Genomic DNA, 17,638 nt, shown 5'->3' with positions numbered 1-17,638 from the left:
ACCTCCATATTATGAAATGTTATGAACCAAAGCTTTTATTGGATTGATGATTGCTTAATATCTCTAACTCTCTCTCATTAAATCCTACTTCATTAAGTTTCAATAGCATCTTAGACATTTCTTCATTGGTAATATCCATTCCACGTTTTACAAATTTCGCAACACGAATTATAGTCCCACAAATGTCCCTTGCTCTTTCATCGTTGTAGACAAGCTTGTTGTCGCATAGATAAGAGAAATTGCTTAATGTGCTAATTGAACCATCTTTGACATAAAACATATTGTGCTTAAAATCAAACTGAGAAATAACTTCTTCTGGTGTCCCTGTGAATCTAGTAATAATTTGATATTTACCAAGTGACACTGCATTATCAGTCATTATAAGATTTAAACCATGATAGAAGCCTTTTTTGACTCCAATACTTCTCCCCATAAATAATCTCTGCTTAGAAAAGAAGTCTACAATTTCATTGACTAGCTTTCTGCTTTTAATAAATGTGTCAATATCTTTTGGCTCTTGATTGTTGTACAGGCTATATATACATCCTCCACTGACAAACAATTCTTCTCTTAATCGACTAGAGAACCTTGAAGGCAGGAGAGATATAAGATTTTCCTTTTCATTCTCTAATCTCTTCGCAACGTAATCTAGCTTCCTTAAATCAACAAAGTCCATATATATTGCCTCCCACTTGTAACATCGCTCTTTCTCCACTCTTTAACCATCTTCGAAATACACTTCTACGAACTGTGGTGACCGTACCATCTTTAAAATCCTTATTTGACTTATAAACCATAACATCTTCATCGAATCGAACTATAACTCGGACAGTTCTTCCTTTCACCCAAACTTGACCTTCTTTTAGTACTCCGTTGAATCTAGTTCCATCTGTGCATTTCATCATATTAAGAATCTCCTAATTGTGTATTTTTTAGATAATAAATAACCTGCTCCATCTCGCTAATAGTCATGTCCTTGATGTTTGGAGCGTATCCTAAGACTCTTCCAAATATAAATCTCTTTACCTTAAGGCTGTTATATCCTTTGCTTTTAAACTGTTTATTCATCTCTCTTTTCGTCACGCTATGCGCTTGAAAGAACCCTGCAACTAACGACATTGTTAACTCCTCCTATGCTTTCGCAGGACATTCATCTGGGACTGGTGACTTGTCATACCAATCTAGATAAGAATGAACATCCTTGTTTAATAGTTTGCAATGAACCTTCCTCACTGTTTCCCATGAATCTGGAGTCCATACTCTAGACGTTTGTGAATGTGGGCATTGCTCACAGTTTTGGATATCGATTTTTATCTGCGCCATAATTAACCCTCCTAAGTGTTCGCAAGGCTCTTATTTAGAAGAGCGCTTGTTTTCTAACTTCCCAATTACAACTACCGCTACTGCCATTAAGATTGGTAAGAATTGAGTATTAGCAAAGTTTTCTGTAATCCATCCACCAATAACCTTATCGTGCATCATCATTGTTCCTGCTGTATATCCAAGTAAAGCCGAACCGAACGCTACAATGATTGGGAATCGTTCCATAAGTTTGATTAAGATTTGGCTACCCCAGACAATTAATGGAATACTTACTAATAAGCCAATTACTAATAATCCTGTGTGACCATTCGCTACTCCTGCTACCGCTACAACGTTATCTAAGCTCATTACAAAGTCTGCTACGATGATTGTTTTAATTGCTGACCAAATTGTATTACCACCCTCAATTTGACTATCCTCTTCGCCTTTTAAAAGCTTAACCGCAATCCACAATAACATTAGACCGCCAACAAATTGAACATACGGAATTTCTAGTAAGTAAACTGCTAGGAATGTAAGCGCGATTCGTAATCCAATTGCCCCTGCACATCCGATAATTACTGCCTTCTTACGCAATTTCTCTGGTAGGTTACGACAGGCTAGTGCGATAACCACCGCGTTGTCACCACTTAATACGATGTCGATTAGAATGATTGAAAGTAACGCCATTACGATTTCTGTTGTCATGATTGAAAATCTCCTCTGCTTTGTTTTTTATATTTAAGAGAGTGTTACTCCCCTTTTTCAATGACCATTAAGAATGTTGAATCTGGATATTTTGCAAGACTTTTATCCTCATGTAAAACCCATGCTTTATTTGTTAAGTAATCTACATACCCATGCTGAAGATAGTTTTCTTTATGCAATACTTTTGCTTTAGGTAGGTTAAATTTGACTAAGTTTACGTAGTCATTAGGCGTTGCAATACCAAATTGCTCTTGAACTTCTCTATCAAATGATTCCCATCCCCATGTGTAAGTGTATAAGAATTCCATTGCATCATTTAATTCCATCTTGTAAGTAAGTTTATCTACTGGCTCAAAGGTTACCTTTCTACCTTTAAATCTCTTGCAATACTCTGTAAGGAATAGTATATCATTCACATCTTTGAATCTAACAAGAACTTTCTTATGTCCATCTTTTGTTTTAATTCCGTCACGAATGATGATTCTGCCACCTACTGGTAATGCATCGTAAGCGTTCTTTAAAGTTTCAATTACCTTCTGGATATCAAATCCATTGTATGAATATACTTCATGCAATACTGATGAGAACACGATTGTATCGATATTCATTCCTTCTAGATATGTTTTCATGTTCAAGATATCTCCATGAATAAACCATCTATTCAAGCCTTTCTTGTACAATTCCTTATACGATAGTAATGAGAAATCTAATCCATATGCATCGTATCCACTTTGGTGTAGGCGAAGTAAGAACTCTCCTCCTCCACATCCTGCATCCAAGACTCGGTCTCCAGTAATCCAGTCCATGATGCGTAATTTATCATCTATATTCTTATTCATTTGCTCCATATATTCAGTAGTTTGCTTTGCTAACATTTTAATTTCCTCCCAGTTAATCAAACGTTTGTTTAAATTTCAATCTTTCTCATAAACATTATCAAATCCAATATTTAGTACCGCATCTCATACATTTACATTCGCCTTTTATTATTCTCGCCATGCCAGTATTTTTAAAATAGATAGAATCTGAATGTCCTATTATAAAACATATTATTTTACTCATTCTTATCATCTCCCCTTTCATAATAAAACTCATCTTTTATTAGTTTAATTCAATGTATGGTAGTTTCTTTTCTGTGTCCCATCCAGTAGTAAATTGATTGTTCTCGGTAGCTTCTACATCAAATAAAATAACTTGCGCTTCAGTTCCCTCTTCATTAGTCGCTACAGCTATTACATTGTTGATTCCAAAGCTTCTTCGAATTGCATTATGAAACTGCTTTCTAACGTAATCCATGCGTGGAGAATCTTCAAGTTCAGATAATTTAGCTACCCTTTTAGCATCCGCAATAAGTTCTTTGTCCTCGCTTACGAACACGTTCTCCTCTGGATAAATTCTTCGCGATTTCTTAACCTCTTCGATAATTTTAGCTAGGTTGCTCATCACAAGAGTCCATTCTAATTTCTTAATATTTTCATCTGCTTTCTGAAGCTCTGTAATCAATTTTTCTTGAGTGTCTCTTAATGTCTCAATATCTTTCATGAGTGGAACAATTTGAGATAGTAGTAATTTAACCTCTACCTTATTTTCAGTTCCAATCTCATAGTTTCGAATAATCGCCTCGACATCCATTGCTTTTAATCTTCCGAAAAGTGCTTGTAATGTTTGTGTCATAGTTGTTTCCTCCAAGGTTTTTATTTTTTATTTGCTGTTACAAAATTTAATCGTAATCTACCAAGCACTAATGCTCTCATAATTGTTGATGGAGCTACTTGTTTGAATAATCCAAAAGTATGAGCCACTTTATTTTCATCGTGCCATTTCGCACCGTTCACCGACCAAGAAAATCCGATTGCTAGAGACAACTTTTTCTCGCGGTAGAATAGTAATGATTTAGTAAAGTAAGTTGCTTGTCTATTTAAGTGTTTTTTAATTAGCATTGGTATGTTCTCCTTTTTGCGAACGCTTGTTCGTTGGTTGATGTTTCCATCTTACCAGAACGTTTGTTCTTTTGCAATACCTTTGCTTAATATTTTTTAAAAATTTTTTTCACGCTATATTCGAATAAGTCATAAAGGGAAAACCCTATAGCGCATGCAATTGCTCCCATTATAAATTCTTTCATAAGAAGCCTCCTCGCTTCTTATTCATTTTTATAGCTAATTTGAATATGCCTTTTAAACCAAATGCCAGTGCTATATTTTTCAAGAAAATTAATACTGTCATCAGAGCGCACCTACCATAATACTAATTATCCAGATAATTACTCCCCAGAATACTAAGTTAACCATGAGGATGCTTATACATCCTGCCATAAAAATTTTAGCTATCTTTTTCATGATTACTTCCTTCCTAATACACGTACATATGCATCCAGTTCTTTTTTCACATCTTCAAAGTCCTGTGTGCCATCAATAAGCTTCATACTATCCTTTAATGGACGCAGTTGATTTTCAATCATGTTGTTCACAACGTTATCGGCATGAGCCTCTCCATCTCGCTCCTCAAGACGTTTTATAGCAACCTCTGGCTCACAATACAACATGAACTCGTCAAAGCCCTTATACTTCAAATATGAGTACTCTAATAGGAATCTAACGTCTGTGATAAGAACTTTCTTATGACCATCCTTTTCGATTCTGCGAAGAGTTTCTTTAATCCATACTGCAGGGTCAATTTGCTTCATTAGTTCTCCGATATCCTGTAATAAAGGTCTATCCTTCACACTCATGCCAAATACTTCTTCGGCAACCTTATATACTCCATCTGAAAGAGCATATTGTTTAAATCCATGCTTCTGCTCCAGATAATCGGCAACCGTACTCTTACCTGCTCCTGCGATATAATTGCAAATCATAAGTTTCATAACATTTCCTCCAAAAATTTTTTCGCCCTTTACAGAGCCATGGACTCATCTCCCCTTTCTCAGTAATACTTTTGTTTAATGGAAGGTTATAAAAATTTATTTTGGCTGTACATATACTTCAATGTTCTTTCTTCCCCACGTTCTAGCTTGGTCTCCATGATTAAAGAATACATCAATTCTATTACCCTTAATCATCCCACCAGTATCTTCAGCTATAAACGTCTGTCCAAATGCAGGTATGTAAACCTTAGACCCTAAAGGAATAATGTTTGGGTCTACCGCAATTACTCCCCATCTTACACCTGTCCCAATAGCAGTTAAATCTCCACCGCCAAGTTCATCAGCTACATTCGAGTATCCAGTCGCTTCTACATTTACCTTATTCCAACCTTGATATCCTCCACCACCACCTTCTGCTTTCGTCTGTGGTGCGCTTTGTACTTCTGGCTCTTTAGCGTCTGAATACTCTTTAGTCTTTTTTGCAGAATTTTTTTCTCGCTCTGCCTTAAGTTCTGCTTCAAGATTTTGTCTTTCTTGAATCAAAGCATCTCTTTCTTGAGTTAGAGAATTTTTTTCCTGCGTTACAGACTCTTTTTCGTCAATGATAGTTTCTTTTTCTTTGCTTACTGTTTTCAAGTTTGAGTTAAGATTCTCTATCTCCTTCTCCTGTTGAGCCACTTTACCTTCTTGCTTTAACAGATTAGCTTTCGTAGTACTGTACGTGCTTTCCAACCTATCGTAATCCATTTTACTTTCATACCATAGTCCACCATTTGTTACTATTAATGCTGATAAAGTACCCACAAGCGCAATACGCCTGCCACTAACACCTCTCTTTGATGATGAATTTTTTACCATAATACCAAATCCCTTCGATTTTTTGCTACCATTGAAGTATATCACACACTGCAATACTTTTGTATTACAGAATTATTACAATTGAGATTAGATTGTTTCATCTTTAAATCTCAATAATAACTAGGCTCTGTCTTATCTTCACGCACTGTTTTAAATGTAGCAAATCGCAAATCTAGGCTTCCATCTTCGTCTTCAAACTCTTCAAAATACTTAATTTCGATAATTTTGTCTAACACCAAATCTGGATTTTTCCAATACTTTTCTCGTTCTGACTCTGAATATCCACCGCCAACATTTACTGGATACCCCTTGAATTCAAGTACAAGTCCACCAAGTTTGTTTTTTGTACTTTCTTCCTTGCCTTCATACATGCCAATACATTTGATATCTGCTGAATGAAATGCTTTAACTTTTAAGATGTCCTTGGTACGTTTACATTGATAAGGAGCATCTGCAAGCTGAACCATAATACCTTCTTCACCATTATTCTTTGCTTCATCTGCAAGCTTATCGATTAATTCCTTGTCAAACTCTCCAATGTATAATGGCTCTACGTATTTAACTAGAGGATGATTTTCTTTTTCAACCAGAGTTTTTAAAACAGCTTTACGCTTTTCACATTCAACACTAAATCCACCTTCATTAAACTTTTCGATAGGCAGGACATCGAATGCATGGAACTCAAGACCAACCTTGTTACCCTTTTTCTTGACAATCTTAGATGTTTTCTTGAACAAGTCTTGTGAATTGAGTCCCTCTTCATTTGTTGCCAATAATTCACCATCATATACTTGTCCAACTGGGAACTGCTCAAAGGCTTGTTCTATTTCGATAAATCCAATCATAGGATGACCTTCACGAGAATAAATTTTTATTCCCTCTTCTCTGGTGAAAACGGTGCATCTATTTCCATCAAGTTTCTTCGTTGCGATAATCCGTTTTCCAATATACTGTCTCCAGTTTTCAATAACCTTCACAATTTTTTCACCAGTTTGCTTATCAGTTGTTCGCTTCTCATCTACCCATTTATCAGCAAGCATGATATCGAATTGTGGAATAAAGTTTTCTTCAAATGCCTTGTTAATGGTAACTCCAGTTATTCCAATTTTCAGATTTTTAATCGCCATAGCTGTCAAAAGCCACTTAACTTCCTCCGCACTGTTCTCTATTACATGTTGAGCAAATAAAATATCCTCATCTCTACCGCTACCCTCTTCAAGTCGCTTCATAAACTCATACACGTTGATATTTGAAGAATACATGATGATAGCATCTTCTTTCACCGCTATCTTCTTAGAAAGTTTTTTCTGGGCGATATTCGTTTTAATATAGGGATTGTAGATGAAATACAGTATATCTCGCAGAAGCTGATTCCCCCTGTTTCGCGAGAGAATCTCTTCTTTTTCTTTCTTTTTTGTGGTAGAACCGATTTCATTTAAAATGCTTACTACTTCTAACATATTTTCCCCTCCGTATTTTATATTTGCTTCATCTTTTCATGAAGCGTGTTGTCATAAAACTTAATATTTTCTTCCGCTATTGTCTTGATGTCGAGACTTTCAATTGATTCGGCAATGCTAATCATTTTGTCCATATTCTTCATCAGAGTGTCTATTTCGTCAGGTCTTCCGACCTCTAACATCTTTAAAGAAATTACTTCTTGGATTTTTAATTCGCTTTCCTCAATTAAATCTTGAATCTCATCAAGCTTCTGCATGTCATCACTATTAATTTGGTCTTGATTCAACGGGAATCACCCCCTCATCTAAGTATTTTCGAGCTACTTTATATGTACTTTTCACCGTTCCTAACGTTCCGCATGTAAAATATCTTTCTATGCCATTGCATGTTTCTTCAAATCCGAACTGGGCAACAGCAGTTTTAACCGTCTCTGCGAAGTCTTCGACCCAGTTAATTGGAACTTCGTATCGAATAATTCTTTCAGCCTGCGTTCTCATACCCATGAGCAGAAATTCGTTAGTGTGGCAATCTGTTACTGCCATATTCATAAAGTCTTCTAACGTATTTCTGCTAAATTCATTTGTTACAACATCCGTTCGCGTCTTCTTGAATCCAACGTTTTGACCACGAAGCTTAAGGCAATTATCTAACAACATGTTTTCAATACGCTCTTCTCCTTGAGTCAATTCATTGAACCCTTTCATCGTAGATAAACTTTCCATTGTTATTGATGTATGGCATAGTCGCATGCTTTCTATTCCTCCTATAATGTCTAATGTTGGCTATGTTAGAACTATAATTTTTCTCGCATCAATGTGATACGCAATATAAAAACATGAAATTTATAAAGAAAATGTGAAGTTAATATGGAGTTTTGTAATACTTTCTCTTTAGAGGTCTTATATAATCAGCTTGATGCTCGCCTTGTGTTATATTTTGGCGCTCAAGCTGATTTTGAAGAATCACTAAAATGAATAAAAGTTTCATATGACTAAACTTTCTTTATAAAGGTTTAAATATAAAATTGGTTGCAAGAAAGAATATAACATTAATATTACATTCTTTGCAATACCTTTTCTTAAAAAACTAAATGGTTAAATATTACATGCGTGTTTTGTATATAAATATATTACATTTATTAATAATTATTATTATCTTCTACTATTTATGCTACTTTTTTATTTAATACGACTATTTTTATGTGAATACAATTATTTTCTATATGATGTATTTATTCGCTCTTATTTTTTAAATCTAGATATTTTTCGATTCTTTCTTTTAAGTAAAAGTGTGCTGATGGGTTGTCGTTTATTCCGAATCTTTTTATTATTACAGAGATTGCTGTATCGATATCCATACCCTGTCCATTAATTAATTCCTCAGCCATATACAATTGACCACTATAAGAAACGTTAGTTGCTGTCAGAGTCTTCTCCCAACCAAATTGTTCAGCAAGTCTGATAATGCGCTGACTAATATTTTGCCATTTGATTTGCTTGTTATCTCTTAGACCACGCAAGATATATTCGCTGTCAGCTAATTTATATTCGCGAGTTCTTCCTCCAGTAACACTTTGATATTTAGGCTCATTAATAGCACCTTTAACTAAAGTATAAGTATCTTCACTAATAGGAACTTCCCTATCTTCAAGTCGGATAACTTTGTCGTCAAAATCAACATCATTTTCAGTTAAATTAATTAATTCCTCAAACTCATTTTTATTACTCACTCCATCAAAAATTAAAGCAAGGATAACTCCATCTTGAGGATTGTCTGCATCATTTGCGATTGACATAATCTCCTCTTTAGGAAAAATCATATTCTCTTCCTTCTCTTTGTCTAGATATTGTTCAATTCTATCTTTAGTGAAACCATCAATATAATTAATCTTGTCACTTTTCTTCTTATGTTTAATAGCAAATTTAGTGTATTGAGCAATAGTAGCAACGCTATTTTGTAAACTTCTCACAGTGCTTGCTTTAAGACTACGTAAAACTTCTTCTAATTGTTCAAAGTTGAAATCATATAAATCTTTGCCATATGTTAATTCTAAAGCTCTAGATTTCTCAAAAATAATACGTTTAACTCTTCTAGTGTTATCTTTATATTTATCAAGGTATGCCTCTTTAAAGTCTTCATTATATAATCCCTTTTTAGTATCTGAAGAATCTTCAACGAACTTAATATTATCTGAGCTGAACGCATCTTTCTTAAAATGTATTCTTAGACTTTCAAAGAAAGCGATAGCCTCATCTTTATCTAGAATATCAATAGTATCTTCTTTATCTAAAATAGACTTAACCTTATTAGAATCAACACTTTGAGATAATTTATTTTCGAAATGATTTCTTGATTCCCTTAACATAGGATGATTAATAGCATCTAGTAGACCATCCAATTCTTGTCGTAGTTTGTCTGAGATTATAATTTTAGTCATTTTGAACGCCCCTTTATTATTATATCTTATTTATTAAATATATTATTATTTTCCTATATAACGTTTTAGTTAACCTTATAGGTAGATTGTAATACATTAGCTTAAGGATTGCAAGGGGTTTTCAATAATTTCTTTTAAGAATTTTGGATTATTTACCCAGTTAATTTCGACAAGTTTTGCAAGTAACTTACAGGATAATCTGTCCAAATCATGTTAATTTCGACATGATTCGACAATTTTTAGCAAATCAGATGGCTTTCGACATTTTATTCCAAGAGCGTAATCATCGTGGCTAACGATGCTTGCAAAAATATAGTTTATGTCATAGAACACATCTTGAACGTGATAAGATTCCTTCATCCTCTCTTTTGTAAAAGTGAATCCCTTATGATATAGCGTATAGAACCTGCCTTCATCTCTAATCATCCAAGTATCTTTCTTACTAATCACTCTTATGTCTCCATTAATTAACACTGTAACATCAAGCATTTTAAAGCCTTTTGCAATATTCATAACCTCATCGTCTGTAAGCTCTGGGGTCTCATAGCCTTCTGACATGATGCGATGCGCCTTTTCATAAATTTTATTGTGCTTTCTATTTTTGCTATGTTTTAAAGCCTGTAAATTTAAAATATCTCTCATTTTTGATTACTTCCTTCCTTATTATGTGCTTAGTAATAGATTGATTCAATGTAAAACCTCCTAAGTTTTTTAAAACGATTGGTTAGTTCGTTTAATTGAATATGTGAATCCAGAAAATTTATGCTGATTTCACATCTTTCCTGCAAATCTTTTGCTTAAGTTAAATTATAAACGAAAACAGCTTTTAATTCAACCATTTTCAAATGATTTGTCTAATATATCATCTGAGAAGACAATATTGTTTCTTGAATTGGAAAATGAACATAATTACATCAGCTTCTTTTTTGATTGTAAATATATCATACAAACTGTCAGAATCAGATGTGACAAGACATATATGCCTGTCTAGTCCACTTTTATTTAATTCTAATCGTAACAGCATAGTAAGATGATTTAATAATTCCTGCGAATCAATAAGAGCCTTTGGGACAGTCTCTTTCGTATAAGGAAAGTGAAATTCTAATAGATACACCATCTCATCCCCTCTAACAAAATGCTTAACGAAGGATATTGTAATACTTTTGTTTAATGGTGTCAACCCTGAGATTAGGCTATACACCCAATCTCATTAAGATTGAATTCTTGATATCCTCATTACTCTCTAGAAAACTCAATAAGTCTTCTTTGCTCATATCTTTCAAAATAGAGTCATCTAGCTTCCTACTCATATTATAGCTGAGCTGATTGGTATAAGACTTCTCTTCCTTTAGATAGATTCCTGTTGTTGAAATATCTTCATGGTCGGCTAATTGCTTGCAAAGGTTAATATCCTTCGTCATCTGGTATCCTATAGTAACTGCTGTAGCCTTTAATCCATGGATAGTAACTTTCCTGCCCAACTGCTTAGAAAATCTCTCTAAGGCTCTCTCATACGTTCTAGAGGATAGGTTAAATACTTTATCTTGTCCATTATTCAACTGTTGCAATTCCTCATAGAATTCATCTGAGATTGGCTTCTCTGATTCTTTCACACCTTTTGCTATTACTGTTACTACCCACACTTTTCTACCTGTCATAACGTCTGTCTTTTGTGTGATGTTATCCCAAGTCATATTGAATGTAACACTCCTACGATTTGCTGTTGTAGCAAAAAACTTCGTTACGAGACGCTTTTCCAAAGACAATTCCTTTTCGCCTTCCATGAATTCATATAGTTCTTCTAACTCATGGAATGATAATGAATCATGATGTTTTGTTGTCGTCTTCATATTGACTCTTAGAATCGATGGATTTAACAATATCTTGTTCTTCATCATTTCACTATAAAAACTAGATACACTATTGAGCTTAGTCTTTATAGTCTTTTTAGAATTTCCGTTTTCCAGTAACTTGCTAACATAGTTCTGAATATCTAATCTTTCAATATTTATAACATCCTCTTCCTTTACTAGTTGAATCGGCTTATTTAATACAATTTGAAAGAACTCTGTAATTCTGCTCTGATATTCCCCTGCTGTTCGCTCTGAGTTCATCGCATGCGCTTTTATAAAAGATTGAAAAATATTATAGATTTTAAAATTATGTAAATCTACTGCTTCAGAATCGTTCAATTCAATTACTTGTGCTATCATATAAATCATCTCCTTTAGTTATTTCGTGTATTAGTGTATCACCATAACACTAAACAGTCAATAGAAAAGCCTGATTTTATTTCAAGCCTTATCTACTATCCGAAGAAGCTTCTCTTCATTACCTTACATATAAGATGTAGTACAATAAAAATTACTCCCAAGATAAGCATACCTTTTATAGATTCTGTAAATGCAAATAGTAAGAACGGGACTCCTAGTATTAATGCTAGAGCAACGATTACTCTTATCCCTGCCACAACATCATACATCCCTTTAAATTGAACGTAGTCTGCTGTGTCTATATTTCTTCTGCTATTACGAAAATCTTCCTTATCTTCGTTTATGTGCATAGCCACTAACACCTCTCATTAGAGATTATTGTAGCATTTAACTTCTTTTTATGCAAATCTTTTGTTTGAATAAGAACCGCAATGAGCCTTCTATTAGCCCCATTGCAATGTTTTATTACTTCTCTATGCTTACAGTACTTGATACCTGCTTAATGTTCTCTTGATTACCTTTAATAGCTCTTAGAATTGAACCTGTAGCGATTAACATCGTACCTGCTACAAAGAATGATGCACTAAGCACAAGATAACCTGTAAGTACATTCGTATTGATTATGTAGTTATACGCATCTCCACCAACATAGGCATATTTATTCGTATCGGTATATGTTTCAGAATTTTGATATCCTCCGAGTCTATCAAACCCTAAGAAAAGTAATACTGCTGAATGGATGTAAAAGATGATTCCCCAAATTGTCCACTTCTTCATTCTGTTCCTCCGCGTTTTTAAATTTATTAATCCATTCATACAGTTTAATAGTTTTTAATATGCATTGCAATAAATTTGTTTAAATCTCATGTTTGATTGGAGTTATCTTCTCTAGCACATGTAAATGTCTCTTCATGTCATCTACCTGCTCTTTAAGCAATCTCTTTACAGATGGGTTAACGCCTGTATCATCTGCAATCTCATCAAGAGTTTTGTTTAACTCTTCAATTCTTTTAGACATCAAACGAATGCCAACTTCAATTGACTCGAAAATATCACAATGAATCCCATAGGGAACGTACATTAAATATCCATTCGTTAGACGCTCTTCGACCTCTAGTCCTCCATTTTCGTACTTGTCCATATCTTTAACGCCAATCTCAGGTCTTCTTTTTGAATCATGAATATTACTCATTTTCTGCTTCCTCCTCATCTTTCCATATAGACATGCTAAAGTTTCTGTGACCAGAGAAGTCCTTGAAACCATCTGATACTCTACCCTCTATTTCATTTATATCTTTTATAGTAACTTGATATATAGCGGTCATAAAATAATTTGGGTCTTTACCTCTTTCAAATAGGTCTAGTGTCACCTCTCCATTTTTCTCCAGAAGCTTCTTGACCTGTGGCTTAGTTATTTTTACTTGCATGACAATTCCTCCTACACTAATTCTAAATACTTCTTATGGATTCTAAATTCAATGCCATCATGAATATCTACGACATCCACAACATCTCTGCCTTCGCCATCTGTTATAATTACCTCGCTTATATGAGGCAAGAATGATAAGTGTGGCAAATCTTTTTCTGCCTCTGATTTCACTTTGAATTTCGTAAACATTTTAACCCTCCTTTTCTGTTTAATAATTTTCAATCAATCACTTTACGACTAATAATTCTTGACTCATCTATGTTCGCTAACTTTACCGAAATAAACCTCTTACATTTCGAGCATTCCCCATCTACCCTCGGTGAGTAGTCCCATAGCCAACTTATATGAGTGAATGTTCCATCACAATTATTTTCATTGCAGGAGACGACAATTTTTCTTCGTTTTTCGTTTTCCTCTTGTTCTTGCACCCACAAAGTCATCACCTCCTAATAAAAGTCCGATATTATTAATTACTCCATTACAAAATCCATCTCTACATAATCTGGATTGCCAATATAATTCTGTGCGTATGGTTGCATCATATCAAAAGCATTGAGATGAATTGCATTATTGTTTTTCCCTAGTTTCTTATAGAGCTTACAGAATTCTTCAAACGTTTCTGCCTCTTTAATTTCTGATGCAAATTCTTTCTTTACGAAAAGCATGTTGTCTCCTCCTATACTCCTGTATAAAGCTCTGGGATTCTTTCATCGAATACTGCACTATCCCAGTCGCCAATTTCATATTCGTGAACGCCAATTATTTCAAAAAATTTATCTCTATTCGATTCCTTATGAAAATAATAATCACAGCTTGCCTCTGCAGTTTCATTTAAATCTAATTCACCTAGAAATACTTCAACATCTCCAAACTCATTTACCACCCAAGTGATTGCCTTCTTCATAACTTCCCCCCCACTATTATGCTTTAATTGTAACTTCTTTTCCGCTTTCTTTTAGAAATTTAATTGACTTATTTAATACATGTTCTGCTTCATCATGTACAACGTTTCCTAATGCTACGCTGATAAAACCTTCCATACCATCTCCACCTACAAATCCATCAGCAGGTGCGATTTCATAATCATAACCGTCACATTCGAGCGTTACTTCCATACCGTCCTCTAGAAGCTCAACAGCCTCTTCAATTGTAATTTCTCCCATGCCTATCTCTCCCCTAATAAGTTATTTTCGTCAATTACAGTTCCGTCACTCAAGATATGTATCATACCTTTATTAGTATTTACCCCTACGCCATCCCAGTCTTTTGGCGTATAGCAAGTCATTTTAAATTCTAAGCCCTCCACCTCTTTGATACGAGGGCTTATTTCATTATGAAATACTTCCCATGGTTTACTCATTTTAAGCCTCCTTCGGCTCAAGCACACCATCTATAATCATTTTTCCATATTTATTCTTAATAGCAACCATTTCATCATATATCTTTTGGTGATTTTTTGGTATTTCACCTTCAAAATATTCTTTGAAGTAACTTCTAACACCAGTATCTTTAGATACTTTCAAACTATAACCTCTTTTGTCATCGTAGGAAGAATCTATATTAACATCAAAATCTCCGTTCATACCTGATACATAGATTGTTCTATCCCACGCTGAACCTACTTGGATGTTAAAACCATCTTCTTCATAATGTCCTGCAACACTTTCTAAATACTCGTGGAACGTTTTCCCTTTATATTTTCTGCGCTCGATGCTTTGTTGATGCTTTACAATCTTCTCCTCTAGCTCTCTTTCCTTTGCATGCATCATTTGAATTTGTTCTTGCAATATTTCCTTCTGAGCTTGGAGCTTAGTAATTTCAAGTTCATCTTGCTTATTATCTTCCTCTTGCAATCCTTCGCTCTTTCTAATTTCATTATAGACAATTTCTACTTCTCTTCTAAATAATGTTACATATTCTGTTGGTCTATGGATAGTTACTCCATCTTTGAAGAATTCCATCTCCAAACCTTTGCGAGCTTCATCTGTACCCTCTTTACCTTCTTTAATTCCTTTTAATGCATGTTCTAAATCGTCATAACTCATTGTTACAATGCTCGTCTTACCGTTATCTTCTTTAATGAAGTTTATATATCCTTCTCTAAATTCTGCCACGACTCTTAAGCTATCTTCTTGAATTAATTTGATATCTGATTTCATTTTAAAATCTCTCCTTCATGTTTTAATGTGTCACTGTGTTACCGTATCACTTGTTGATTAAAAGTATAAAGGATGTTTCTCCAGAAGTCAACACCCTCTGCAAATCTTTTGTATAAAGTTTTATTTTATAATCTCACGTAACTTTTCTTTGCCTTCATCATCTATCAAAATATATTTAATTTGTCCATCTACACTACTTCTCTGGAAGAGAACGAGGTGACCCTCGTTAACCTCCACCCAAGTATTTCCGTTGATTAAAACAGGCTCTGCTCTCTTATACATTCTAATCCGCTCCTATTCTTTAATTGGCTTGATTAATGTTCTGTAATGGAAGCAAACAATATTCCATCCACCTGCTCCAATTGTTTCTAGTTTCGCTTTCCCTTTGTCGCCAATGATAATACCATCTAAATTCCCTTTTTGGTTAACCTTTAAGCTAGAAGCGTCTGTAATCTCTCCTACAGCTTTAGTTATACGTTGGATTAAATCGAACATTTTCATTTGCTTATCATGCTCTAATGTTTTCTCTAGATACTCTATGCGTTTAGGCTCGCTTCTCATCGTATCCATATTCATCACTATAGCTCCTGCATATGAAGCCTTTCTAGCTTGAACGCCACTGTAATCAAGGTCGCGCTCTTCAAGGTATTCCTTCATAGGATTTCTTGGACGGATATTCATTAGATTATATTCATCTTTATATTCTTCTTGAACTTCTCCATTATCATCTAAGTATTCGGCATACACTGGTATAGTTTTAATGCATTCCATTTGAGCTTCAAATACTTTTTGTTTCAGCTTCTTTTTAAAATCTTGATAATCTTGATATCGCTTGATATGCCATTCAAAAGCCAGTCTCTTCCATTCCTCCAGAAAATCTTTAATTACCTGTGGAGCATTGTCGCGAATGAAATTCTCTTTATTAATTTCCGCATCTAGTTTTGTACGCCAGTTTGATAATACTATCTCAGCTTCACTCAATTTCTTTTTAGCGCCTTTAATATCATCAAGCTTACTTACAACTTCGTAAATTGTCCAAGAGTCATCAGTAGTTCTATATGGTTCTCTAATTACTTCAATTTCTTCCTTGCTCTTACCAGTTAGGTCAATGCCTATAGCTTTAATTACAGCTTGAATTTTCTTTTCTAATTGCTTCTTGTGTCTTTCAATAGTACCGTTGCACTTTTCAACTTTTAATTCCGCTTTCTCAATCTTGTCTTCTAGGTTAGCAATTTTAGACATTTTAAAATCTCCCCTTTATTCATTCGTTATCTTGTGTATAAGTGTAACACCATCACACTAAGAAGTCAAATGAAAATTTAAATAGATATTTTACCATCGTAATAAATAGGACTACCACATACGCCACACTCATAGCCTTCAGCATTATTAGGGTACTTTTTAACCCTTCTGTATTCTGTTCCACATCCACCTATACACTTATATACATTAACCTCGCCTCTAAATCTGACTGTTCCAGAACTGTGAGAGCCATGTTTAGCTAATTCACTCTCAAATAGCTTTTCTCCGTCCCTATATGGCTCACCTAGCTCATATAGTGCATAATGTATTAATTCATGTTTAAGAGTTGACAAGACGTTCTCCCAAGGCTGATACTCTATGAAAGTCTTTGAAAGTTCGATGCTATGAGAAAATCTCTCTTGATTATGAGGGGCATGTCTAAATCTCCCAAAAGTTCTTTTTAATTTGCCATTTAGAATGATTGGAATTCCTAGCTTCATATCATAATTCTCTTTCAAGAATTTAATAGCAGTCATCTCCAACTTAAATTTAATATCGCTCCACTCTGCTCTTGTTAACATTTAAAACAACTCCTTCATAATTTATTTCTCTGATGTTATTAATCTTCAAATATTTCGTAGTCAACTATTCTTGCAGTTTGCTTTGCCTGTACTGGGTTCTCATATATACCTTTGTAGCATAGCCACGTACCAATGCAATAATAAAACTTCTGGTGATGAATATATGTATCTTCTTTAAAGAAATCTATTTCATCGTGTTCTATGAGCGCTTGTTTTACGCTGTACGCTATCTGACTGTCATATGAATCTCCTAGTACCTCTTTTAATAATCCGCTCACATCGTTGATATTAAGGAGCTTAAATTCTGATTCCTTAATATGTTTTACAATTTTTTCTGTTAGTTCTGCAATATTCAAATTAATCCCCTTCTAGGCAAATAGAA

32 protein-coding genes are annotated in these 17,638 nt (G+C 34.3%); all 32 read right to left on the bottom strand.

Features of this window, described 5'->3' with window-relative positions; genetic code table 11:
- Positions 1 to 19 precede the first annotated feature (19 nt).
- The 32 genes from MHH42_RS31120 to MHH42_RS30965 all read right to left on the bottom strand — a co-directional run bounded on the left by MHH42_RS31120 (position 20) and on the right by MHH42_RS30965 (position 17,612).
- Positions 20 to 676 carry a hypothetical protein gene (locus tag MHH42_RS31120; RefSeq protein WP_340895539.1) on the bottom strand — a complete coding sequence of 219 codons (657 nt, stop codon included), beginning with the start codon at positions 674 to 676 and terminating at the stop codon, positions 20 to 22.
- Entirely contained in the window at positions 663 to 905 is a 243-nt protein-coding gene (locus MHH42_RS31115; protein ID WP_016084929.1) for a hypothetical protein, read from the bottom strand. The genes MHH42_RS31120 and MHH42_RS31115 overlap by 14 nt, the downstream gene beginning before the upstream one ends.
- Position 906: 1 nt before the next feature.
- On the bottom strand, positions 907 to 1,119 hold the full coding sequence (locus MHH42_RS31110; protein WP_340895535.1) for a hypothetical protein: 213 nt from the start codon (positions 1,117 to 1,119) through the stop codon (positions 907 to 909).
- A gap of 12 nt (positions 1,120 to 1,131) precedes the next feature.
- Positions 1,132 to 1,323: a hypothetical protein gene (locus MHH42_RS31105; RefSeq protein ID WP_016084927.1), complete on the bottom strand. Its 192-nt coding sequence runs from the start codon at positions 1,321 to 1,323 to the stop codon at positions 1,132 to 1,134.
- A 30-nt stretch (positions 1,324 to 1,353) separates the two neighbouring features.
- Positions 1,354 to 2,010 carry a TerC family protein gene (locus MHH42_RS31100; protein WP_016084926.1) on the bottom strand — a complete coding sequence of 219 codons (657 nt, stop codon included), beginning with the start codon at positions 2,008 to 2,010 and terminating at the stop codon, positions 1,354 to 1,356.
- A gap of 44 nt (positions 2,011 to 2,054) precedes the next feature.
- A complete protein-coding gene (locus tag MHH42_RS31095) occupies positions 2,055 to 2,885 on the bottom strand; it encodes a methyltransferase domain-containing protein (RefSeq protein ID WP_340895530.1) in 831 nt (276 codons plus the stop codon).
- A gap of 226 nt (positions 2,886 to 3,111) precedes the next feature.
- A complete protein-coding gene (locus tag MHH42_RS31090) occupies positions 3,112 to 3,684 on the bottom strand; it encodes a hypothetical protein (RefSeq protein WP_340895529.1) in 573 nt (190 codons plus the stop codon).
- 20 nt (positions 3,685 to 3,704) lie between these two features.
- On the bottom strand, positions 3,705 to 3,950 hold the full coding sequence (locus MHH42_RS31085) for a hypothetical protein (RefSeq protein WP_098126384.1): 246 nt from the start codon (positions 3,948 to 3,950) through the stop codon (positions 3,705 to 3,707).
- A gap of 401 nt (positions 3,951 to 4,351) precedes the next feature.
- A complete protein-coding gene (locus MHH42_RS31080; protein ID WP_016084920.1) occupies positions 4,352 to 4,876 on the bottom strand; it encodes a dephospho-CoA kinase in 525 nt (174 codons plus the stop codon).
- Positions 4,877 to 4,972: 96 nt separating this feature from the next.
- Positions 4,973 to 5,734, bottom strand: coding sequence for a 3D domain-containing protein (locus tag MHH42_RS31075; RefSeq protein WP_340895525.1), 762 nt, complete (start codon positions 5,732 to 5,734; stop codon positions 4,973 to 4,975).
- 110 nt (positions 5,735 to 5,844) lie between these two features.
- Positions 5,845 to 7,194 carry an ATP-dependent DNA ligase gene (locus tag MHH42_RS31070; protein ID WP_340895524.1) on the bottom strand — a complete coding sequence of 450 codons (1,350 nt, stop codon included), beginning with the start codon at positions 7,192 to 7,194 and terminating at the stop codon, positions 5,845 to 5,847.
- Between the two features lie 17 nt (positions 7,195 to 7,211).
- Positions 7,212 to 7,481: a hypothetical protein gene (locus MHH42_RS31065; protein ID WP_340895521.1), complete on the bottom strand. Its 270-nt coding sequence runs from the start codon at positions 7,479 to 7,481 to the stop codon at positions 7,212 to 7,214.
- Positions 7,462 to 7,944, bottom strand: coding sequence for a hypothetical protein (locus tag MHH42_RS31060; RefSeq protein ID WP_340895519.1), 483 nt, complete (start codon positions 7,942 to 7,944; stop codon positions 7,462 to 7,464). The genes MHH42_RS31065 and MHH42_RS31060 overlap by 20 nt, the downstream gene beginning before the upstream one ends.
- A gap of 482 nt (positions 7,945 to 8,426) precedes the next feature.
- Positions 8,427 to 9,632 (bottom strand): site-specific integrase, encoded by a 1,206-nt coding sequence (locus tag MHH42_RS31055; RefSeq protein WP_340895517.1) that lies wholly within the window; start codon positions 9,630 to 9,632, stop codon positions 8,427 to 8,429.
- A gap of 213 nt (positions 9,633 to 9,845) precedes the next feature.
- Entirely contained in the window at positions 9,846 to 10,274 is a 429-nt protein-coding gene (locus MHH42_RS31050; RefSeq protein WP_016084914.1) for a hypothetical protein, read from the bottom strand.
- A 220-nt stretch (positions 10,275 to 10,494) separates the two neighbouring features.
- On the bottom strand, positions 10,495 to 10,749 hold the full coding sequence (locus tag MHH42_RS31045) for a hypothetical protein (RefSeq protein ID WP_016084913.1): 255 nt from the start codon (positions 10,747 to 10,749) through the stop codon (positions 10,495 to 10,497).
- A gap of 76 nt (positions 10,750 to 10,825) precedes the next feature.
- The gene (locus MHH42_RS31040) at positions 10,826 to 11,845 is read right to left on the bottom strand and encodes a tyrosine-type recombinase/integrase (RefSeq protein WP_340895514.1); all 1,020 of its coding nucleotides are present in this window, start codon (positions 11,843 to 11,845) and stop codon (positions 10,826 to 10,828) included.
- A gap of 95 nt (positions 11,846 to 11,940) precedes the next feature.
- Positions 11,941 to 12,195: a hypothetical protein gene (locus MHH42_RS31035; protein ID WP_340895511.1), complete on the bottom strand. Its 255-nt coding sequence runs from the start codon at positions 12,193 to 12,195 to the stop codon at positions 11,941 to 11,943.
- 115 nt (positions 12,196 to 12,310) lie between these two features.
- Positions 12,311 to 12,622, bottom strand: coding sequence for a hypothetical protein (locus tag MHH42_RS31030; RefSeq protein WP_340895509.1), 312 nt, complete (start codon positions 12,620 to 12,622; stop codon positions 12,311 to 12,313).
- Positions 12,623 to 12,701: 79 nt separating this feature from the next.
- Positions 12,702 to 13,037, bottom strand: a complete 336-nt coding sequence (locus MHH42_RS31025; RefSeq protein ID WP_340895507.1) for a hypothetical protein — start codon at positions 13,035 to 13,037, stop codon at positions 12,702 to 12,704.
- Complete coding sequence (locus tag MHH42_RS31020; protein WP_340895506.1) at positions 13,030 to 13,272, bottom strand: hypothetical protein; 243 nt, start codon at positions 13,270 to 13,272, stop codon at positions 13,030 to 13,032. The genes MHH42_RS31025 and MHH42_RS31020 overlap by 8 nt, the downstream gene beginning before the upstream one ends.
- 11 nt (positions 13,273 to 13,283) lie before the next feature.
- Complete coding sequence (locus MHH42_RS31015) at positions 13,284 to 13,463, bottom strand: hypothetical protein (protein WP_340895505.1); 180 nt, start codon at positions 13,461 to 13,463, stop codon at positions 13,284 to 13,286.
- Positions 13,464 to 13,492: 29 nt separating this feature from the next.
- Complete coding sequence (locus MHH42_RS31010; protein WP_340895503.1) at positions 13,493 to 13,708, bottom strand: hypothetical protein; 216 nt, start codon at positions 13,706 to 13,708, stop codon at positions 13,493 to 13,495.
- 36 nt (positions 13,709 to 13,744) lie between these two features.
- Positions 13,745 to 13,939, bottom strand: coding sequence for a hypothetical protein (locus MHH42_RS31005; RefSeq protein WP_340895502.1), 195 nt, complete (start codon positions 13,937 to 13,939; stop codon positions 13,745 to 13,747).
- Positions 13,940 to 13,950: 11 nt separating this feature from the next.
- Entirely contained in the window at positions 13,951 to 14,178 is a 228-nt protein-coding gene (locus MHH42_RS31000; RefSeq protein ID WP_098126397.1) for a hypothetical protein, read from the bottom strand.
- Positions 14,179 to 14,194: 16 nt separating this feature from the next.
- Positions 14,195 to 14,437, bottom strand: coding sequence for a hypothetical protein (locus MHH42_RS30995; protein WP_340895499.1), 243 nt, complete (start codon positions 14,435 to 14,437; stop codon positions 14,195 to 14,197).
- A gap of 2 nt (positions 14,438 to 14,439) precedes the next feature.
- Positions 14,440 to 14,634, bottom strand: a complete 195-nt coding sequence (locus MHH42_RS30990; protein ID WP_340895496.1) for a hypothetical protein — start codon at positions 14,632 to 14,634, stop codon at positions 14,440 to 14,442.
- A gap of 1 nt (position 14,635) precedes the next feature.
- Positions 14,636 to 15,433 carry a hypothetical protein gene (locus MHH42_RS30985; protein ID WP_340895494.1) on the bottom strand — a complete coding sequence of 266 codons (798 nt, stop codon included), beginning with the start codon at positions 15,431 to 15,433 and terminating at the stop codon, positions 14,636 to 14,638.
- 120 nt (positions 15,434 to 15,553) lie between these two features.
- Complete coding sequence (locus MHH42_RS30980) at positions 15,554 to 15,715, bottom strand: hypothetical protein (RefSeq protein ID WP_340895493.1); 162 nt, start codon at positions 15,713 to 15,715, stop codon at positions 15,554 to 15,556.
- Positions 15,716 to 15,727: 12 nt separating this feature from the next.
- Complete coding sequence (locus tag MHH42_RS30975) at positions 15,728 to 16,675, bottom strand: hypothetical protein (RefSeq protein ID WP_340895492.1); 948 nt, start codon at positions 16,673 to 16,675, stop codon at positions 15,728 to 15,730.
- Positions 16,676 to 16,752: 77 nt separating this feature from the next.
- Positions 16,753 to 17,256: a SprT-like domain-containing protein gene (locus MHH42_RS30970; RefSeq protein ID WP_340895490.1), complete on the bottom strand. Its 504-nt coding sequence runs from the start codon at positions 17,254 to 17,256 to the stop codon at positions 16,753 to 16,755.
- A 38-nt stretch (positions 17,257 to 17,294) separates the two neighbouring features.
- On the bottom strand, positions 17,295 to 17,612 hold the full coding sequence (locus tag MHH42_RS30965) for a hypothetical protein (protein WP_340895488.1): 318 nt from the start codon (positions 17,610 to 17,612) through the stop codon (positions 17,295 to 17,297).
- Between the last annotated feature and the right edge of the window lie 26 nt (positions 17,613 to 17,638).

This window comes from Bacillus sp. FSL L8-0099, assembly GCF_038006385.1.
In the GTDB taxonomy this organism is placed as follows: Bacteria; Bacillota; Bacilli; order Bacillales; family Bacillaceae_G; genus Bacillus_A; species Bacillus_A toyonensis.
The sequence above is the reverse complement of the archived record's forward strand: the minus strand, read 5'-3'. Positions and strand labels throughout refer to the sequence as shown.

What these genes read in the sequence shown, in the direction of transcription:
- MHH42_RS31120 (WP_340895539.1), bottom strand. Translation starts at nt 676, where the DNA reads ATGGACTTTGTTGATTTAAGGAAGCTAGATTACGTTGCGAAGAGATTA.
- MHH42_RS31115 (WP_016084929.1), bottom strand. Translation starts at nt 905, where the DNA reads ATGATGAAATGCACAGATGGAACTAGATTCAACGGAGTACTAAAAGAA.
- MHH42_RS31110 (WP_340895535.1), bottom strand. Translation starts at nt 1,119, where the DNA reads ATGTCGTTAGTTGCAGGGTTCTTTCAAGCGCATAGCGTGACGAAAAGA.
- MHH42_RS31105 (WP_016084927.1), bottom strand. Translation starts at nt 1,323, where the DNA reads ATGGCGCAGATAAAAATCGATATCCAAAACTGTGAGCAATGCCCACAT.
- MHH42_RS31100 (WP_016084926.1), bottom strand. Translation starts at nt 2,010, where the DNA reads ATGACAACAGAAATCGTAATGGCGTTACTTTCAATCATTCTAATCGAC.
- MHH42_RS31095 (WP_340895530.1), bottom strand. Translation starts at nt 2,885, where the DNA reads ATGTTAGCAAAGCAAACTACTGAATATATGGAGCAAATGAATAAGAAT.
- MHH42_RS31090 (WP_340895529.1), bottom strand. Translation starts at nt 3,684, where the DNA reads ATGACACAAACATTACAAGCACTTTTCGGAAGATTAAAAGCAATGGAT.
- MHH42_RS31085 (WP_098126384.1), bottom strand. Translation starts at nt 3,950, where the DNA reads ATGCTAATTAAAAAACACTTAAATAGACAAGCAACTTACTTTACTAAA.
- MHH42_RS31080 (WP_016084920.1), bottom strand. Translation starts at nt 4,876, where the DNA reads ATGAAACTTATGATTTGCAATTATATCGCAGGAGCAGGTAAGAGTACG.
- MHH42_RS31075 (WP_340895525.1), bottom strand. Translation starts at nt 5,734, where the DNA reads ATGGTAAAAAATTCATCATCAAAGAGAGGTGTTAGTGGCAGGCGTATT.
- MHH42_RS31070 (WP_340895524.1), bottom strand. Translation starts at nt 7,194, where the DNA reads ATGTTAGAAGTAGTAAGCATTTTAAATGAAATCGGTTCTACCACAAAA.
- MHH42_RS31060 (WP_340895519.1), bottom strand. Translation starts at nt 7,944, where the DNA reads ATGCGACTATGCCATACATCAATAACAATGGAAAGTTTATCTACGATG.
- MHH42_RS31055 (WP_340895517.1), bottom strand. Translation starts at nt 9,632, where the DNA reads ATGACTAAAATTATAATCTCAGACAAACTACGACAAGAATTGGATGGT.
- MHH42_RS31050 (WP_016084914.1), bottom strand. Translation starts at nt 10,274, where the DNA reads ATGAGAGATATTTTAAATTTACAGGCTTTAAAACATAGCAAAAATAGA.
- MHH42_RS31045 (WP_016084913.1), bottom strand. Translation starts at nt 10,749, where the DNA reads ATGGTGTATCTATTAGAATTTCACTTTCCTTATACGAAAGAGACTGTC.
- MHH42_RS31040 (WP_340895514.1), bottom strand. Translation starts at nt 11,845, where the DNA reads ATGATAGCACAAGTAATTGAATTGAACGATTCTGAAGCAGTAGATTTA.
- MHH42_RS31035 (WP_340895511.1), bottom strand. Translation starts at nt 12,195, where the DNA reads ATGCACATAAACGAAGATAAGGAAGATTTTCGTAATAGCAGAAGAAAT.
- MHH42_RS31030 (WP_340895509.1), bottom strand. Translation starts at nt 12,622, where the DNA reads ATGAAGAAGTGGACAATTTGGGGAATCATCTTTTACATCCATTCAGCA.
- MHH42_RS31025 (WP_340895507.1), bottom strand. Translation starts at nt 13,037, where the DNA reads ATGAGTAATATTCATGATTCAAAAAGAAGACCTGAGATTGGCGTTAAA.
- MHH42_RS31020 (WP_340895506.1), bottom strand. Translation starts at nt 13,272, where the DNA reads ATGCAAGTAAAAATAACTAAGCCACAGGTCAAGAAGCTTCTGGAGAAA.
- MHH42_RS31015 (WP_340895505.1), bottom strand. Translation starts at nt 13,463, where the DNA reads ATGTTTACGAAATTCAAAGTGAAATCAGAGGCAGAAAAAGATTTGCCA.
- MHH42_RS31005 (WP_340895502.1), bottom strand. Translation starts at nt 13,939, where the DNA reads ATGCTTTTCGTAAAGAAAGAATTTGCATCAGAAATTAAAGAGGCAGAA.
- MHH42_RS31000 (WP_098126397.1), bottom strand. Translation starts at nt 14,178, where the DNA reads ATGAAGAAGGCAATCACTTGGGTGGTAAATGAGTTTGGAGATGTTGAA.
- MHH42_RS30995 (WP_340895499.1), bottom strand. Translation starts at nt 14,437, where the DNA reads ATGGGAGAAATTACAATTGAAGAGGCTGTTGAGCTTCTAGAGGACGGT.
- MHH42_RS30990 (WP_340895496.1), bottom strand. Translation starts at nt 14,634, where the DNA reads ATGAGTAAACCATGGGAAGTATTTCATAATGAAATAAGCCCTCGTATC.
- MHH42_RS30985 (WP_340895494.1), bottom strand. Translation starts at nt 15,433, where the DNA reads ATGAAATCAGATATCAAATTAATTCAAGAAGATAGCTTAAGAGTCGTG.
- MHH42_RS30980 (WP_340895493.1), bottom strand. Translation starts at nt 15,715, where the DNA reads ATGTATAAGAGAGCAGAGCCTGTTTTAATCAACGGAAATACTTGGGTG.
- MHH42_RS30975 (WP_340895492.1), bottom strand. Translation starts at nt 16,675, where the DNA reads ATGTCTAAAATTGCTAACCTAGAAGACAAGATTGAGAAAGCGGAATTA.
- MHH42_RS30970 (WP_340895490.1), bottom strand. Translation starts at nt 17,256, where the DNA reads ATGTTAACAAGAGCAGAGTGGAGCGATATTAAATTTAAGTTGGAGATG.